General features: G+C 52.8%; 14 protein-coding genes. 11 read left to right on the forward strand and 3 right to left on the reverse strand.

What is annotated here, in order from left to right:
- The first annotated feature begins 35 nt into the window (after nucleotides 1–35).
- The 10 genes from istB to L6R21_16900 all read left to right on the forward strand — a co-directional run bounded on the left by istB (nucleotide 36) and on the right by L6R21_16900 (nucleotide 12,188).
- Nucleotides 36–713, forward strand: a complete 678-nt coding sequence (istB, locus tag L6R21_16855; protein MCK6560866.1) for an IS21-like element helper ATPase IstB — start codon at nucleotides 36–38, stop codon at nucleotides 711–713.
- A gap of 313 nt (nucleotides 714–1,026) precedes the next feature.
- A complete protein-coding gene (locus L6R21_16860; GenBank protein ID MCK6560867.1) occupies nucleotides 1,027–1,362 on the forward strand; it encodes a hypothetical protein in 336 nt (111 codons plus the stop codon).
- A gap of 213 nt (nucleotides 1,363–1,575) precedes the next feature.
- Entirely contained in the window at nucleotides 1,576–2,502 is a 927-nt protein-coding gene (locus tag L6R21_16865; GenBank protein ID MCK6560868.1) for a hypothetical protein, read from the forward strand.
- Between the two features lie 557 nt (nucleotides 2,503–3,059).
- Entirely contained in the window at nucleotides 3,060–5,396 is a 2,337-nt protein-coding gene (locus L6R21_16870; protein MCK6560869.1) for a HEAT repeat domain-containing protein, read from the forward strand.
- 30 nt (nucleotides 5,397–5,426) lie between these two features.
- Entirely contained in the window at nucleotides 5,427–6,266 is an 840-nt protein-coding gene (locus L6R21_16875; GenBank protein ID MCK6560870.1) for a HEAT repeat domain-containing protein, read from the forward strand.
- Between the two features lie 134 nt (nucleotides 6,267–6,400).
- The gene (locus L6R21_16880) at nucleotides 6,401–7,192 is read left to right on the forward strand and encodes a hypothetical protein (protein ID MCK6560871.1); all 792 of its coding nucleotides are present in this window, start codon (nucleotides 6,401–6,403) and stop codon (nucleotides 7,190–7,192) included.
- Nucleotides 7,193–8,083: 891 nt separating this feature from the next.
- Nucleotides 8,084–9,172 (forward strand): glycoside hydrolase family 88 protein, encoded by a 1,089-nt coding sequence (locus tag L6R21_16885; GenBank protein MCK6560872.1) that lies wholly within the window; start codon nucleotides 8,084–8,086, stop codon nucleotides 9,170–9,172.
- Nucleotides 9,169–10,047 carry a sugar phosphate isomerase/epimerase gene (locus L6R21_16890; GenBank protein ID MCK6560873.1) on the forward strand — a complete coding sequence of 293 codons (879 nt, stop codon included), beginning with the start codon at nucleotides 9,169–9,171 and terminating at the stop codon, nucleotides 10,045–10,047. Before L6R21_16885 ends, L6R21_16890 begins: the two co-directional genes overlap by 4 nt.
- A gap of 206 nt (nucleotides 10,048–10,253) precedes the next feature.
- Complete coding sequence (locus L6R21_16895) at nucleotides 10,254–11,021, forward strand: nucleotidyltransferase domain-containing protein (protein MCK6560874.1); 768 nt, start codon at nucleotides 10,254–10,256, stop codon at nucleotides 11,019–11,021.
- 99 nt (nucleotides 11,022–11,120) lie between these two features.
- Nucleotides 11,121–12,188 (forward strand): AraC family transcriptional regulator, encoded by a 1,068-nt coding sequence (locus L6R21_16900; protein ID MCK6560875.1) that lies wholly within the window; start codon nucleotides 11,121–11,123, stop codon nucleotides 12,186–12,188.
- Here L6R21_16900 and L6R21_16905 read toward each other — a convergent pair.
- Nucleotides 12,178–12,660: a DinB family protein gene (locus L6R21_16905; protein ID MCK6560876.1), complete on the reverse strand. Its 483-nt coding sequence runs from the start codon at nucleotides 12,658–12,660 to the stop codon at nucleotides 12,178–12,180. The genes L6R21_16900 and L6R21_16905 overlap by 11 nt on opposite strands.
- A 1,174-nt stretch (nucleotides 12,661–13,834) precedes the next feature.
- On the opposite strand from L6R21_16905, the gene L6R21_16910 reads away from it, so the two are divergent.
- On the forward strand, nucleotides 13,835–14,110 hold the full coding sequence (locus L6R21_16910; GenBank protein MCK6560877.1) for a hypothetical protein: 276 nt from the start codon (nucleotides 13,835–13,837) through the stop codon (nucleotides 14,108–14,110).
- Here the strand turns inward: L6R21_16910 and pal are convergent.
- Nucleotides 14,073–14,642 carry a peptidoglycan-associated lipoprotein Pal gene (gene pal / locus L6R21_16915; GenBank protein MCK6560878.1) on the reverse strand — a complete coding sequence of 190 codons (570 nt, stop codon included), beginning with the start codon at nucleotides 14,640–14,642 and terminating at the stop codon, nucleotides 14,073–14,075. The genes L6R21_16910 and pal overlap by 38 nt on opposite strands.
- A 539-nt stretch (nucleotides 14,643–15,181) precedes the next feature.
- Nucleotides 15,182–16,603 (reverse strand): sigma-54 dependent transcriptional regulator, encoded by a 1,422-nt coding sequence (locus tag L6R21_16920; GenBank protein ID MCK6560879.1) that lies wholly within the window; start codon nucleotides 16,601–16,603, stop codon nucleotides 15,182–15,184.
- Nucleotides 16,604–16,636 lie beyond the last annotated feature (33 nt).

Here is a 16,636-nt window from a genome sequence, read left to right on the forward strand (position 1 = left end):
GCTTGCGCCTGCCTCACATCAAAACGATTTTGACGGTGGCAGTCGCCGAGGCGGAACAGCATGCCCACAGCCATCTCAGCTTTCTGGATGCGCTGCTGGAAGAAGAAGTCGCGCACAAAGAACAACGCCGGGTGGAGACCGCACTGAAGATCTCCGGCCTGCCGTTCATCAAAACCATCGATGAGTTCGACTTCACCTTTCAGCCCAAGCTCGATCGCCAGCGGGTGATGTCGCTCTTCGATCTCACTTTCATCCAGCAACGCGCCAATGTCTTCCTGCTGGGCCCGCCAGGCGTGGGCAAGACCCATCTCGCGGTGGCGCTCGCGGTCAAGGCCAGCCAAGCCGGGATCACCATCTACTTCACCAGCATGGAAGACCTGATGAAAAAACTCAAGAACGACCGCCAGGCGGAGCGCAAAGGCCGGGGACGAAGCTATTACAAGTCCACCCTGGTGATTGTCGATGAAGTCGGCTACACGCCCATTGATCGGGAAGAATGCAATCTCTTCTTTCGCTTCGTCGCCCAGCGCTATGAAAAGGCCAGCACGCTGATCACCTCGAACAAGGCGTTCACCGACTGGGCTGAGCTCTTCCACGATCCCGTGATTGTCACCGCCATTCTCGACCGTCTCCTGCACCACAGCGTCGTCATCAACATCAAAGGCCAAAGCTACCGCCTCAAAGACAAAACCGACAAGGAGGCCGTCAAGTGACCACCTAATCACCTCCCCAAAGTGGTATACTTTTCACGACCACGTTTGGTATACTTTTACAAGACCATTGACACTGACAGGGATACGCAGCCTGCAAAGGAAACTTGTGCTGGACATGCCGATCCAGATTACACGAGCAAACCTCCCTGCGGGGAATAGCGAAGTCGCGCAGTAAAAACTGTGCGATTGCGGAAGCGAGTATTGCTGAAGGGCCCGGTGCGGGAAAACTGCACGCGGGAATCTGTGCGGGGGGCACGGAGAAACCCGTGCCCCTACCGCGACGCGTGGCGGACTGAAAAATGGTTCGGAACCAATGAACATCCTTGAAGAGATTGCGTCGAAAGCCATCCGTTCTGGTGGCAACGCCTTGGAAATCGAGCATAAAGATGGCTATGAGGAAATATTTCCGGTGAGCGGCTCGATCGGTACCAGCGTTGGTTTCCGGCTGAAAAGCTCCAGCGAGCAAGCCAAGTCATTGCTAGCTGACCTATCCAGTATCGCGAAAAGAAAGAGACGCATTAGTGTTGATGGTCGAGAATACGAACTCCGATGCCGCGTGTACGATAATTTTGATGAGCACGCGTTTCGACTGCACTGGAGGCTCGTAGAGCCTGCTTCTCACGGCCGCGTCCGGAGGGACGGCTCGTAAGGAATCAAATCGAACCATCAAAAAAAGAGGCGTTTCCCTAACTTGGCTTGCTCGGGACGCTGCCGCGCCCGATCATTTTTCGAATTGTGCAATTCTCAACTTCAATGGCGTCGCCGAGTGGTGTCGCAGAGCGCGGCAGCGCCCGGGAAGCCTACGTTAGCAATTCTGTTATTCAAGAGTCACTAGCATAGAAGAAGCTATGTGGAGGTGCATATGAAGAATGTGACTGTATGCGGCTACATTTTACTGATGATTTCCGTGTGTGCCGCTTCACTTTACTGCCAGGATAGGTACGCAACCAAACAGCTCACTTCCGACTCCACGCGAGAAGGATTCCCTTCATGGTCGCCGGACGGGAAAACAATCGTCTATTCGTTCTTCAACATCATTGATGGGAGACCGGTACACGGATCGCAAAAAATACCGTCCAGTGGTGGAACCCCGGTCCAGTTCACGGACTTTCCAACTGAGCATCCGCAGTGGTCGCCCGATGGTCGCTTCATCGTTTTTGACGCTGACACCGGCGCGAGCATAAAGATGATAGGGGCAGAAGGAGGAAACCCGGTCAAGTTTCTTCCCGACTCAATAGGTATTCACAATGGCGGTCTCCCTTGTTGGTCTCCGGACGGTGCACATATCGCGTTTAAAAGCGGAATCACCTCATCTCTCTATGTTTATGAGGTCAAGACAAGCAGCGTTGCGAAGATATTTTACGAAGAAGGGATGCTTCCGCTTCCGGGCTGCTGGTCGCGTGATGGGAAATGGATCCTCATAACGCTTATGGACAGAAAATCTCGAAAGTCGACCATGTGGAAAATCTCCTCGGACGGCAAAGAGAGACAACAAATCACCGGACATCATGACGGATTCTACCGATACTTGGCTCTCTCGCCTGACGGTATCTTGTTGGTCTATGCGGCCATGGAAGAAAAAAGGCTTGGTTTGTGGATCATGCTCGCCGAAGGAGGAAGATCACTTCCACTTGCGATAACACGCGGAGATCACAATGAATGTCCAGCCTGGTCACCCGATGGGAAACGGCTTGCGTTTGCGAGTGGCCGAACGGGCAGAGGGGACATTTATGTAATGGAGATTGACACAGAGAGAGTCAAAGCAGAATTGGAGTTACTCAACCAGTGAGCCGCGTGCTCATGAGTGTCAGGGTCAACATTGCCCTGTACACTGCTAACGATCTAAGAATTTATGTGGCGCGATGAGTTCAGAAGAGCCGTTGGCGCTGAGTCAGTGTGAGCCGCCGCATAATTCTTCGTTGAACGAAGCGCTTCCTTATTGGATTGAGCTTTGCATCAAGGATGGGTGGGGAGGCAGAGGGTGACAGCGATAAGCCGGCTCTGCCGCCAGCTTCTTCATCGTGCTTGATGACCTTACCCCGGTCTATCAACGCGCCTATACGGCAAAGGGGCTGACGGTGATACGAAACCTGCAAAGGAAACTTGTTCCGGACACGCAGATCTGGATCATACAAGCCAACCTCCCTGCGGGTAATAGCGATGTCGAGCAGCGCAAGCAGCTCGATTGCGGAAGCGAGTATTGCTGAAGGGCCCGGTGCGGGAAAACTGCACGCGGGAATCTGTGCGGGGGGCACGGAGAAACCCGTGTCCCTACCGCGACGGCGTGTTGAAGAATGCCTGTAGAATCAGAATCTGCCAATAAATTAGTGAAGGACACTGTTTTCAATGGATTGGCATAAACTGTGGTCAGATTATCAGACTCTAATCGTTGCCGTTGCTTCTGTAATAGCGACGATGATAGCAAAACAAATACTTCCTTGGCTTTGGAAAAATATAGTAGCACGCGCATGGGTTTTTATAGCGCGACACTCAGGTAGTCGATGGCGAACACGAAGTTTTCGCAAAAACTACTTAAACTGGCTAATCGAGGAAAATCGGTATTTAGAAATACGAGGACTACGAACGCGTGCTCCAATTTCGATAGAGTTAGAAGACGTTTACGTATCTCTGAAAGCTAAATCTACCCAATATTCTCAATCTGATCTTTTGAAAAAGACTGATTCTGAAATAGCTAATGAGCATGAAAGTATCCCAGTATTAAAAGCGTTGACACAAAATAAACGCATTGTAATCTTAGGGCATCCCGGCTCGGGCAAAACTACTTTATTACGATTTTTAGCCGTAACCTTCGCTCGACTTCAAAGAGCCGCCAAAAATAAAGGAGACAACCGCAAGTTATTGCAAAAAAGACTCGATGGATATTGGGGATCACAACGAAATAGATTTGGATTTGTGAAGGCAAATGATATCCCCTTCCCTTTGTATATGCCCCTTCGAGCAATAACTATTGACGAAATCTCCGATGGCAGTGCCTTGAATGAGTGTTTTCTAGGTCGTTATTTTAAAGATGATTACCCAAATGATTTTGTCAATAACATTTTTCGGGATGGAAAATGCATCGTTTTGTTCGACGGGCTTGATGAGGTTAGGGGAAACGAAGGGCGACGAAAGATTGTTGAGTGGATTGAAGAGTTAGTAGCACATTACCCGGAGAATCGATATGTTGTTGCTTCCCGAATAGTGGGCTATTCCACTCCTTTAGCTGGAGGATTTAAAACTCTAACGCTGGAAGACTTTAACAATAGAGACATAACCCGATTTATACAGGCCTGGTATCAAACAGTGGAGATGCATAGCAAAGAACAAAACCCTATTGTCCTTTACCATGCGAAGGAGAGTGCAGATGCTTTGATTCGCACAATTTTGAACAACAGGAAAATACGTCATTTGGCGATCAATCCATTAATGTTATCAATCATAGCGCTTGTACATCGATATAGAACTAAATTACCGGAACGACGAGTAGACTTATATGATGAATGTACACAAGTATTACTCGGCTATTGGGACGAGGCTAAAGGTATAGCAGGTGACTTACCGCCTGTTAAGAAAAGACTAACTCTTGAACCGATAGCTCATAAGATGCAAATACAAAACTCACCAGAGCTTACTCGTGTTGAAATAGAGCAGATTCTCGAAAGTGAATTACCTAAAATTGGGGGAACTAAAGACGACACAAAAGACTTTGTTGACGAAATACGAGAACGAAGTGGGTTGTTAGTAGAGCGCGGGCCGGATGTGTTTTCCTTTTCTCATCTTACATTTCAAGAATATCTTTCTGCCAGTCATGTATGCCGAAATAGCAAAGAATCGCTATTGTTGGATCATGTTAATGATGATCGCTGGCATGAAGTCATATTGCTATATTGTGGTATGACAGATGCTACGGAGTTCGTCAAAACTTTATTATCTATTCCAGATGATATTTTTCATTCGCACTTTCTTTTGGCTGGACGCTGTATAAATGAGGCCTTAAAGATTGACGCTAGTACTAAAAGGAATGTTACTACACAATTACAGGAGCTTTTATTTACCAGCCCGTTTAAGGCATGCCGAACAACCATTTCGTCAGTATTACAGCGATTAGATCCACAAGCAACGCTGAAACTATTGCTTAAAAAGTGTGAAGACTCAGACAAATCGTCTCGAACTAGCTTGATAGAAGCATTAAGCTACTTTGCAGATTTCTTAACTGAAGAGGCTTGCTTAAAGTTACTTAATGACACTGATATTGGTATGAAAGTTATGATGTTGCGTGCTCTCACAAAGCGGAATACTCTAAGCGATGAATTAGTTGAGGCTATTGTTAAGCAAATTAGCGACAATAATGCAAATGTACGTCTGAAGGCGGTTTCTTGTTTGCATAATAAAAGTCAATATATTGTTGCATACAAAGCATTAACACAAGCCTTATTATTTGACGAAGATGCAAGCGTTAGAAGTGCAGTGGCAGAAGTTTTGGAGAATTACGATACCCACTCCAATATTTTAATCTATATTGGATTAGGAATTTTTGATCGGGAAGGTAGAGTTGCGATTCTTTCTGGAAATACTTTGTTGCATTTGTGGTTTAACTTGAAGTGGTATCGTATAGTTCATATTACGTTTCGGTCGTTTCTAGAAGTGATTAAATTCCTTCCCAAAGCAGAACTTCGCCATTGAACTTTTTGTGCGATATCTGCGGGAATTGCAATGATTGTTGCGCTGATTAGCATTTTACCTCTTTACCCTATTCTTCCTCTAAAACGAGAAACCAACCTTTTGAAATTAATAAAACATTTCTATTGGTATTTGTTTTGGCTCATAGCTTTTCTCGCAAAGCCATTCTTGTTTTTATTTTCGATGCCAAAGGAAGAGCTGAATTTTTATACATCTTTTTATAGAAGCTTGTTAGGGCCCGTTTTGAAAGATGAACGAGCAGTGATTCTAATACGACCTTACCTAAAAAAATATTCAACTAGGTATCAATTCATTCTTTTACGTCATCCCATTGTTTATGATACCAAACCGATGTATGAGTTGGTTGAAGATTTGAAGGAAATCTTCTGTAATGCGCCATCTCACGATGATAAGTGGGCAGTAGCAAACATTTTGACAAGGCTAGCTTCAGACAAAGCGCTACAGTTATTTGCGGAGTTTATTGAAAAATCAAATTCTGTTGAAACCAAAGAAGTTGCATTAAATGCCTTTCTTTTATTGAAAGAAAGCCTGGATGATAATTGTATTCATGTTATACAACAGTCACTTAAAAGTGAACCACCTGCCCTGAGGGCAATGGCATGTTTTGTACTCGGCTCCCTTAGGAATAAAGACGAATTACATATCTTACATCAGTTAACCCATGACGAAAATTTTGATGTCAAATCTTCAGCATGTCGGGCATTGAGTAGAATTGGCTCGCCAGAATCAATTCACTTTCTAAAAAATCTATTATCGGATACTGATGAAGAAATACGCGATATTGCCTATGATGCCTTGTGGCAAATCTGTAGACAAAATTCTGTTAAACTAACACAAAATCAAATATCATGATGTTTCTAATTTGCTTCTAACAAAGCAAAGGATAGAAGATAAAGTCATTGATGCTTTGTGGCTAAGCTCGTGTTAGCCGCGTCTTGGTTTTTGAAGAGCAGCATAGGCGTTCCAAATTCGAAAGATGTATTTCTATGAGAACACTTGTATTGGTAGCCTTGTGTCTGTGTCAACAGATAGCTTATTCTCAGATCGAACGTGACAGCACAAGACAAAACGTGAAACCAACGCAGACTATTCGAGTAGATTCTTCCAAAGGAGCACAAAAAGCGGACATACAAATCGATTCACTTGCAAAGCGGCCAATACCATCTACATCGCTATTGCAAACTAGTACCACTAATAATAGGGACTTCATATCAAGGCATGGATCATGGCTTTTTCCTGCGATTGCAACGATACTTCAAGCGATCATTTTAGTATGGGGTGGTAGTTGGTGGGTCGGCAGGAAATTGGGCAGTTTGGAGGAGAAACGCGTTCGTCAAAGAATCTTGTATGAGCGAAGATATGATCTATTAAGATCATTGGTAAAGAGTGGCCTGTCGTTAATTTCGTCGACGGTATTTTACGCGAAACAACTGTCAGAGCTATCGAAACAAATGAACAATGAAGAAAAACTTAAGGAAGTAGAAAAGGCTGGTTCGGCATGGTTAGAATTGCAAAGCGAGGTGATTCTGCTTTCGGTTCAAACCAATACAGTGTTCGAGGACAAGCAAATCCAAGAAGGTATACAAGGATTTCGTAATGCTCAAAACTTAAGCCGACTTGCTGAGACAATTGCTGTGACTGAAGAGAATGATCTATGTTCGAGAATATTGCCACTTGTTGATGAGATGCGAGCACAGCTTGATAATGTGATTGGTCGTATGAGTAAAGAGATTTCTCCTGAATTCATGCTTGGTATTGGAGACAAACAAAGCGTCTAACGAGATAAGAATTCGTGCGGCGCGATACCCAGCACAGACCTCCGGAATGAGCACAGCGTGAGCCGCCGCATAATTCTGCGTTGAACTAAGCGCTTTCCTAGTTTATTTGAGCTTTGGATCAAGGATGAACCGGCGAGGTGGGGTTGAAGGCCACGGCCAAGAAGAGCCAATGGCCTTGGCTGAAGTGGGTGGAAATGTTCTTTGACAGCTTTTTCATCATGCCCGACGGTTTTTTACATGCCCAACATGCCATTGACGAACGTCCAGGGCGTACTTCTCCCGTGACACCCCAAATCTTGCCCTACGAGCAACAGGTGAATTTCAAGTCACTGCCCTGATGCGATTACGGCGATCGTGTCCGTTTGGGCTCTATTTCACCAACCAGTTTCATGACGCCGCCACATTTGGGACAACACACGGTGTGAGTTTCGCGCTCCTCGGCCGCTTCCGTGCTGGCAATGTCGGTTGGCTCTGTCGCGACGGGTTTGACGTGCAGCAGTTCTTTGACTTTCTCCAAACGCTTCCGATGCGACGAAGACAGAAAGCCGTAGTGGCGCACTTTGATGAAGCGGTGCGGCAAGACGTGCTGCAAGAAGCGGCGGATTCACCCCGTGAGATACTGCTGTGCTTAAGGAGTCTTTAATCAGTGTTATGATGATCTCACGGGGTGAACTCTTCCGCCGAGATTGTCTCGGTCTGCAGTTGTTTAGTCTCGCCGTCGCGATATCGAAGCGTCACTTCGGGATATTGTTCTGGGGTCGGATGGGCGCGATCCGATTCGCGCGCCGAGCGGAAACGATCAAAGCATGTTTCGTTCGGTTAAGCAGCAACACTCGTCTATACAAATCTCACATGGCAAACGCAAGCAACGATGGAAAGAGAGTGAATCCGATGAATCTCGCATTGGTGCAAGAGAAGGCAAGCAGGGTTTACGAATACATGAAGCGAGGAACCGCAGGCTTGACCCGGGAAACCGCCAATGCGGTGGACCATGATCCTGCCAGTTGGGGGATGGATATTGATGATTGGGACTGGAACGCGGGGGTCGGCATGATCGCAATTTCCGACTATTATGAAAAGACGCAAGAGCCAAAAGTATTGGAGTACATTGCAAATTGGGTCGCCAAGAACAAGCACCAGTGCGAAAAGAGAGACCACGTCAACTACTTGGCGCCGCTGGCCATTTATCCGGATATGTATTTGAGAACCCAAGAGCCGTACTATCGGGAAACCGCGGTCGAATACGCGGACTGGGTCATGGCCAATGCGGCGAGATCCACAGACGGTGTGTTCTTCCACGGCGCGTCGGTTTCGGAAGAGGTGTGGGCAGATACGGTATTCATGGCCTTGGTCTTCTTGTCACGCACGGCCAAACTCACGGCAAATATCAAAATCGCCGAGCAAGTCCTCAAACAATTGCTTTCCCATCTGCAACTCCTGCAGGATAAGGAAACCGGGATTCTGTATCATGGCTATCATTGTGTGGGAAGGCATCACATGTCGGGCGCCCTCTGGACCAGAGGAAATTCCTGGGTGGTGATTGGAACTCCAATCATCATCGAGACGCTACGTGATATGGTGGAAGTGCCGACGGAAATCCCGAGCAGATATAAAAGACTGGTGGAGGGTATTTTGCGCTACCACGCCGGCAATGGTCTATGGCACACCGTGATGGATCGGCCTGATTTCTATCAGGAGACCTCCGGCAGTGCCGGCATTGCCGGAGGCATCATGAAAGCGGTGCGTCTCCAAATTCTGGAGCCCGGCGCGATGGCAAGTGCCCTCAAAGCGATGGAAGCCGTGATCACCAAGATTAATCCTGAAGGCGCCGTCGAGGGCGTCTCAGGAGGCACGCCCATCATGCCGACGATTGAGGCCTATGGCAAACTGACCCGCTATCCGACGCTTTACGGCCAGGGTTTGACGCTGCTGATGTTGAATGAATACATTTTTGAGAAAAAAGCGGAGGCCGGGGCTTGAGTTCGACTTTACCCATTCGCATTGGCGTGCGGGCGCATGATTTCGGCTGCTTGCCGGCCGGTGAGCTTGCCGCCAAGATCGCGGCGCAGAATTTGGTCTGCGCGCAGCTCGCGCTTGGCAAGGCCATCGCCGGACTCAACTTGAAACCCGGCATTTTGAATCCTGGTCTTGCCTTTGAAATCGGAAGGGCGTTCCGCCAACAGGGCGTCCAAATCGCGGTGCTGGGCTGTTACGTCAATCCGATTCACCCCGATCCCGCGACGCGAAAAGCGCTGCTCGGACTTTTCAAGGAACACCTGCGCTACGCCCGCGATTTCGGCAACGGCCTGGTGGCGCTCGAAACCGGCTCGCTCAACGCGGATTATTCGCCGCATCCCGACAACCACAGTGAGGCCGCTTTTCAGCAAGCGCTCGCGAGCCTCGCCGAGCTGGCCGCGGAGGCGGAAAACTTCGGCGTCGTCGTCGGCATCGAGGCGGTTGCCTCGCACGTCGTTTCGACGCCGCAAAAAATGCGGCGGATGCTGGAGGCGGTCGCGTCGAACAACCTGCAGGTCGTTTTCGATCCGGTGAATCTGCTTTCAGTCGAGAATTTTCACGCGCAGGAGCGAGTTATCGGTGAAGCGTTCGAACTTTTCGGCGAGCGGATTGCGATCATTCACGCGAAAGATTTCGTGGTCGAAAACGGCCAGCTCAGAAGTGCCAGCGCGGGCCGTGGCAAGCTGCGGCACGATCTGGTGATGAAATTTGCCGTTGAAGAAAAGCCCGGCATCAGCATTTTGTTGGAAGATACCAGCCCGCAGACGGCGCGGGAAAGCCGGGATTTCTTGCGGCAGGTGGCAGAACAAGGGCGCCAGGCCAAATTTCAGACAAGCTGAATGCTGAAGCCCGGCGGGCAGCACAAAGCCGTCAGCGGAACCGCAGAGTCGCAGAGAACGCTGAGCAAGGCGCCTTTCATGTCTCGTCCTGGCCTGGTTTTCATGTTATGGTAGTTTGAACGCCTCGTCTTCGATCAAACTCTTTCCTCGCTCGCCGAGCCGCTGACACGGGTCGTGTGGCCCTCGTTTGCGGTGGATATTTTCCTATGAAAGACATTCCAAAAGAAATAGTCGCACTCATCGACGAATTAGCCGGAGCACCAGGAACCGTGGCCGTTGTACTGGGAGGATCAAAGGCGTTGGGAACCAGCGATGCTGGAAGCGATTGGGACATTGGCCTCTATTACCGTGACAAAATTGATCTGACTGCACTTGCTGCGCGGGGAACCGTCCATCCGCCCGGCACATGGGGACGACTCATGAACGGTGGAGCGTGGCTTCGTTGCGGCGCCGAGTGCGTTGATGTGATTTTCCGCGATTTGAATCAGGTCGAATATTGGACGCAGCGCGCAGAACAGGGCGAATTCGAAGTCGACCATTTGCTTGGGTATCTTGCGGGCGTTCCAACCTATCTCTTGACTGCCGAGCTTGCATCTTGCCGAGTGCTTTACGGGCACCTGAACGCTGTGCCATTTCCAGTCAAACTTGCGACCGCCGCGCCCTCCGTATGGCGATTCTGCAGATCGTTCAGTCTGGAATACGCCCGCATGCATGCGCGACGCGGCAATTACGTTGGGGCTGCCGGGCAGGTGGCAAAAGCCGTTATGGAAGAGGCGCACGCGCGGTTGTGTGAGCAGGCTCTTTGGATATGCAATGAAAAGCGCATTCTCCAGGAGGCCGGGTTGGCTCCCGTGAGTCGTCCTTTCGGTGAATTCCCAAGCGATCAGGAGGGGCTGGTGCGGTGGATCGATCAGATTGCCCATGAACTGGGCGTGCCAGAAGGAGAGCTCGCACCATGGAATATTGGGGGTTGATAATTCGTTGCAGCAGATGGCCCTGAGGGCCGCGGCTGAGCTCAAACGCCAGACATACAGAATTCTTTGCGCCAACGATTAACATAACCGAGTGCATAAGTGAGTCGTGATACGCTGTCGAACCTTCTGCGAGCCATCCGCCTGCGCGGCGCGATCTTTTATCGCGTTGAAGGAGTGACGCCTTGGGTCGCGGAGGCGCCCCGGGGCACGGAGATCATCCCGGCGATCCTCCCCGAAGTGGATCATCTGATGGAGTTTCACGTCGTCGCGCGCGGTGCCTGCTGGGCTGGCATCGTTGGCGAGGATCCAATACGGCTTGGTGCGGGCGACTTCGTGATCTTTCCCCAAGGCGATGCCCACGTGATTTCCAGCAGCCCGGGTCTCCGTGCGGGGCGTCCGGATCTCGGCCTCTACTACGGCCCGCGACCGCCGCAGCTTCCCTATGTGCTGCGGGTATCCGCGCGCGGAACCGCAGAGGCCGATCCCGAACGCGACGAGCCGCCAACCACGATTATATGCGGCTTCATCGGATGCGACGCACGCCCTTTCAATCCGCTTCTAACGGCGCTGCCACGGATGCTGCGGGTGCCCGGACAGGCCGACGGCGGGAGTCCATGGCTCGCCGGCTTGCTGCAGGCCCTCGTCGATGAATCGAACCACAAGCGGCCCGGGGGCGAGGCCGTGCTTGAGCGCATGACCGAGATGATGTTTGTCGAGGCGCTCCGCCGCTATGCCGACACGCTCCCAACCGGCGAGACTGGCTGGCTCGCAGGCTTGGGCGACGATGCCGTAGGTCGGGCGCTCGCACTCCTTCACGAACGTCCCGGCGAGCCGTGGACGCTCGAACGCCTCGGAGAGGCCGCCGCGATCTCGCGCTCGACGCTCCACGAGCGTTTCGTCCGCTTCCTCGGCCAGCCGCCGATGAAGTATCTGGCGCAATGGCGCATGCAGCTCGCCGCGCGCTTGCTCCGGGACACCGACGCCAAAGTACTGGAGGTGGCGCTGGAAGTGGGATACGAGAACGAGACCGCCTTTGCGCGGGCCTTCCGGCGCGCAACCGGCCAGTCGCCCGGCGCCTGGCGCCGCGCCCGCCGCGCGCGACCCGGACGGCGCGGGGGTGGTAAACCCCTCACGCCGCCGGCGCGGCCACCGCGCGCTACCGCCTGAGTGCCGCGCGAATGCGGGCGAGGTGATGGAAGCTGTGGCGCACGGCGTGATCCTCCAGCATGAACTGGCAGGTGAGCAGCGCCCCGCCGTAGAGCGAATTCGGCGCGATCTTATCCAACTCGGCGTCAGTCATGGTACGGATCGTCTTCGCCGCCGCGGCCGCGTTCGTGCGCAGCAGGGTAACCGCCTCCTCGCGCGTGGTGCCATCGTGCTCGCGTGCATGGCCGGCGTTCATTTCGTGAACCGCGTCCCAGGTCACATCCGTCAGCGCGCCGCCGGCCGCAAGCTTCTGGGCCAGCTCGACTTCGAGCGGGTAGACGCTTGCGACGTGATGCACGACGACCCCGACTTTGCGGCCGTCTCGCGGCAGCCGCGTCTCCCATTCCGTCGGCGTCAGGCTGGAGGCGAACGTCGCAAGGGCAGCGGCACCCCTCTCAAGATTGGCGGCAAGGATTTCAGCTCGGGTACTCATGATTTCGATCTCCTTCGTTTGAGGCGCGACGCACCATGCGTGGCGCTGGCAACAATATAGCTCGAAGCACGGTCGTGAGACTCTTCCGGGAGTCCGCAGATCTGTGCCGGGATTCCGGGAGCACGATCGATCGGGCGCCTGTGCCTTCGGGAGATGAATCCTCGCGTCATAAGGGGGCCTTGCTAGTCGTCTGTATGTATCCACTCGATGAACCCCCACTTCTCTCTCGGTGAATCGCCTCGTATCTTCGCACAAAATTTGCCAGCAGAAGTCCCCTGTTGCCTCGCCGACAGCGGGCGCGTCGCAGCTCGCTTTGCCCCCGTCCAAACGTATCTTGCCAGCGGTCTGTATTTTCCGGCGAAGGCGTATCCATCCGGTGAACCCAGGTTGAAACTTGGCGAAGGCAGAGGTAATTTCGACATTTTTCCAGCGCCGATTTTGGCAGAGACCGGCCGGAAATGAAGACGGGATGGCGGTTGAAGCAATGGTGCTGTGGCTGGGCAAGATCTTTTGAGAGAGGACGCCTTTGCCCGGCGAGCTGAATTGAAGGGGAGAAAATGAACTACCGAGGTTGAGGGGGAACAAAGGGGAATATCAAATGGCAAGGCCTCTTGAGACTGGGCCAATGCCCAATCTCAAGAGTTCGGCGTGCGCCAGTTTTGCGGAAGCAGCTCGGCGATCTTGTTGATGGGATGGTCCGGCAGGCGGTTGAGAATGTTTCTCAGATAGGCGAAGGGCTCCACCTGATGCAGCTTGGCGGTGGCCAGGAGCGTGTCGATAATCGCCGCGCGCCCTCATGGGAACCTGCGAGGAGATAGTTGCGGCGTCCGATCAAAACCGGACGAATGGCATTCACGACAGAAGCTCTTGCGCGTGCAGGTGGCGTGGGAATAAAGCTAGAAGTTGAGACGCGAGAAGAGCGGAATCGAGACTCATCTGCGGTCGCGTGCAGCAGGTGGGCGGCTCAAGCTGGAACGAGACGAAGCTCGGAGCAGAGGCGCATGAATTGGGGACCCGGCCTTCGGCGACGCGGTACTCTCGGAGTCAGGCGAGAAACGTGGGGTAAGCCACCATTTCCTGCTGGCAAAACTCCCTTTGGGTCAGACTGCTGGCAAGATGCTTCTTGACAATGGCAATGCAAGCCGCGGGGCGCACCCGCCGTTTGCGAGGCAACATGGAATTCGTCCTGGGAGTTTTTGCGCGAAGCTATGAAGCGATTCACCAAAAGGCAAAACGTGGTTCACCGAGTGGATACATTTCATTTGAAAAGGGCAGCAACAGTTATTCTGTCGCTGCCCATTCCATTACCCGGCGCGCGAAGAAGCTGCCTGGCGGCGGCACCATCGACCGCGCAGTATCAACAACACGCTCACCGGGCAAGTTCATTCACGGCACGAGGCGTGCGGCGGTCTTCATTGATTGGAATCTGAAAAGCGCGGTTGTGTCCTGACCACAAATTCTGCCCGCCGGTTTTGCGCCCAAGCCTGCTCGTTGTGATCCGGATTGACGGGCCGCTCCTTGCCGTAGCTGACGGTGCTCAATCGTGAACCATCGACTCCCAACAACACCAGATAGTCTTTGACGGCGCGCGCTCGTCTGTCGCCCAGCGCCAAATTGTATTCAATCGTACCACGCTCATCGCAGTGTCCCTCGATCACAACCTCAAAGTTGGAACGTTGTCGCAGCGCCTGCGCGTTGGTTGCCAGCACCTCGCGCATCATGGGAGTGATGTCGTACCTGTCGAAGTCGAAATAGACTTTTTCCAGGGCCGGAACTGCCGTTTTCGGCAGAGCAGGTTCGGGCGTCTCGGGCTCCGTCTGTTTCGGTGACGAGACCGGCGCTGGTGTCGTGATCGCGGGCGCCGGCGCGTCCGCTGTCTTGACCGCTTTGCGACCGCCGCATCCGGTGGTGAAGAGCAAGACCGCAGCCAGCGCCAGGCTGATCGGCATCACCGCGGCCAGTCTTTTCCATAGCAAAGGCATGTCTACCTCCATGAGTTTTGGAACCAAGGGGCCTTGTTGTTTACATGAAAGAGCAGAGGGCGGCAACGCTTCAGCGGCCCGCGCGTGCTCCCGCTGTGCTCCGCATCTGGTGATCGCCGGCCGTTCCGGACCTGGAGTTGACGGATGCTTTCATTTCGATCGCGTGAGAATGGTTGTCCCGTTCTACGTGACGGAGAGAAGCCGGTTGGTACGCAGCGATTAATCGTTCTGCGTCAGGCCGGCTAGGGAACCGTAGGATATAGTCTCCAGTTTGTGACGGCCTTTCATATAATCGGACAAGACAAAGTTCATGCCACGGACGCCGCAAGTCGTTTTGGAATTTGTGATTGATTTTTGGTGGCTTGTCATCGTGCCAAACCAGGTCAAGGGCATCTCTTCGCAAAGTTGGTGTAAGGATTCCAGACACGCTGACCAAACTGCTAACACTCCAAAAAAATCAAGCTTCCCGGCATCGCCCAGGAAGCCTGCATCCTGCCACACTTGCCGCTGCCGTCGGCTCTGCTGCTTGAACGCGGCACTCACGCCTTTTGCACGATGACTTCCGACTTAATGCCGTACCTTTCAATGCGATCGTGCAGCATGACGCGGGAGATGCCCAGAAGCTGGGCCGCCCGGACTTGGTTGCCGCCGGCCTTCTGCATCGCGGCCAGGATCAACTCGCGCTCGAGCTCGGACATAACCGTTTCGTAGAGCTTGCCATGATACTGTTCCAGGTCGCCGCTGACGAACAGGGCCAGGCGGCCGGGGCTGGGAGTTGCGGCCGGTCTCTCGGCGCGACGCAGATCTTCGGCAATCACCTCAGGCGTGATCACGTTGCTCTTGCACAGCAAGATCGCACGCTTCAGGACATTCTCCAGTTCCCGCACGTTGCCGGGCCAGTTGTAGGCCTGCAGCAGTTGCAGCGTTTCCGGCGCCAGCGAGACCGGCCCGCTCTTCAGCTCAATCGCGTATTTGTTGACAAAGTACTGGATCAAGTCCGGCAAATCCTCCTGGCGGGCGCGCAACGGCGGCAGAGGGATGGTAATGACTTTGAGGCGATAGTAGAGATCTTCCCGAAAGATCTTTGTCGTAATGGCAGTTTCGAGATTCTTGTTGGTGGCGGCGATGATCCGCACGTCGCAGCGTATCGTCTCGTCGCCGCCCAGGCGCTCAAATGTGCCCTCTTGCAGAACGCGCAGCAATTTGGCCTGTGTGGAGAGGCTCATGTCGCCGACTTCATCGAGAAACAGCGTGCCGCCGTCGGCTTGCTGGAATTTGCCGATTTTGCGTTTGGCAGCGCCGGTGAACGCTCCCTTTTCAAACCCAAACAGCTCGCTCTCCAGCAACGTTTCCGGAATGGCGGCACAATTCACCGCGAGAAAAGGCTGGTGGGCGCGCCGGCTGTGGTGGTAAATCGCACGCGCAACCAGCTCTTTGCCAGTGCCGCTCTCACCCACTAGCAGAATGCCGACGTCGCTTGCCGCCACCCGGCCGATCATTTTATAGACTTCCTGAATCGCCCGGCTCTTGCCGACGATGTGATCTGCGGAAGGGGCGCCGGCGAGAGGTGGCGTTAACAGGACTTCTGTGCGCATCAAACGGCCCACCTCAAGCGCCTCGTCGATCAACGCCTGCATACGCGGGATGTCAAACGGCTTTTCGATATACTCGTAGGCGCCGTGTTTCATCGCTGCGATCACGCGATCGCTGCTGCCATAGGCGGTGATGATCAACACAGGCGTTCTCGGCGCAAAGCTTTTGATTTGCTGCAACACCTCCAAACCGGAAAGGCCCGGCATCTGGATGTCGAGAATCACCAAGTCCGGCGTCTCCGCTTTCAGCCGGATCAGTGCCTGCTCGCCATCGCAGGCTTCCAGAACCTCGTACGCCGGCGCGCGCAGCAGCTTCTTGAAGGAGTAGCGGACGCTTTCTTCGTCGTCCACAATGAGAACCTTGTGCATGGCAAGTGGGGTGTGATGATCAGTATTGGGTCT

Source organism: bacterium (assembly GCA_023150945.1).
Lineage (GTDB): Bacteria > Zhuqueibacterota > Zhuqueibacteria > Zhuqueibacterales > Zhuqueibacteraceae > Coneutiohabitans.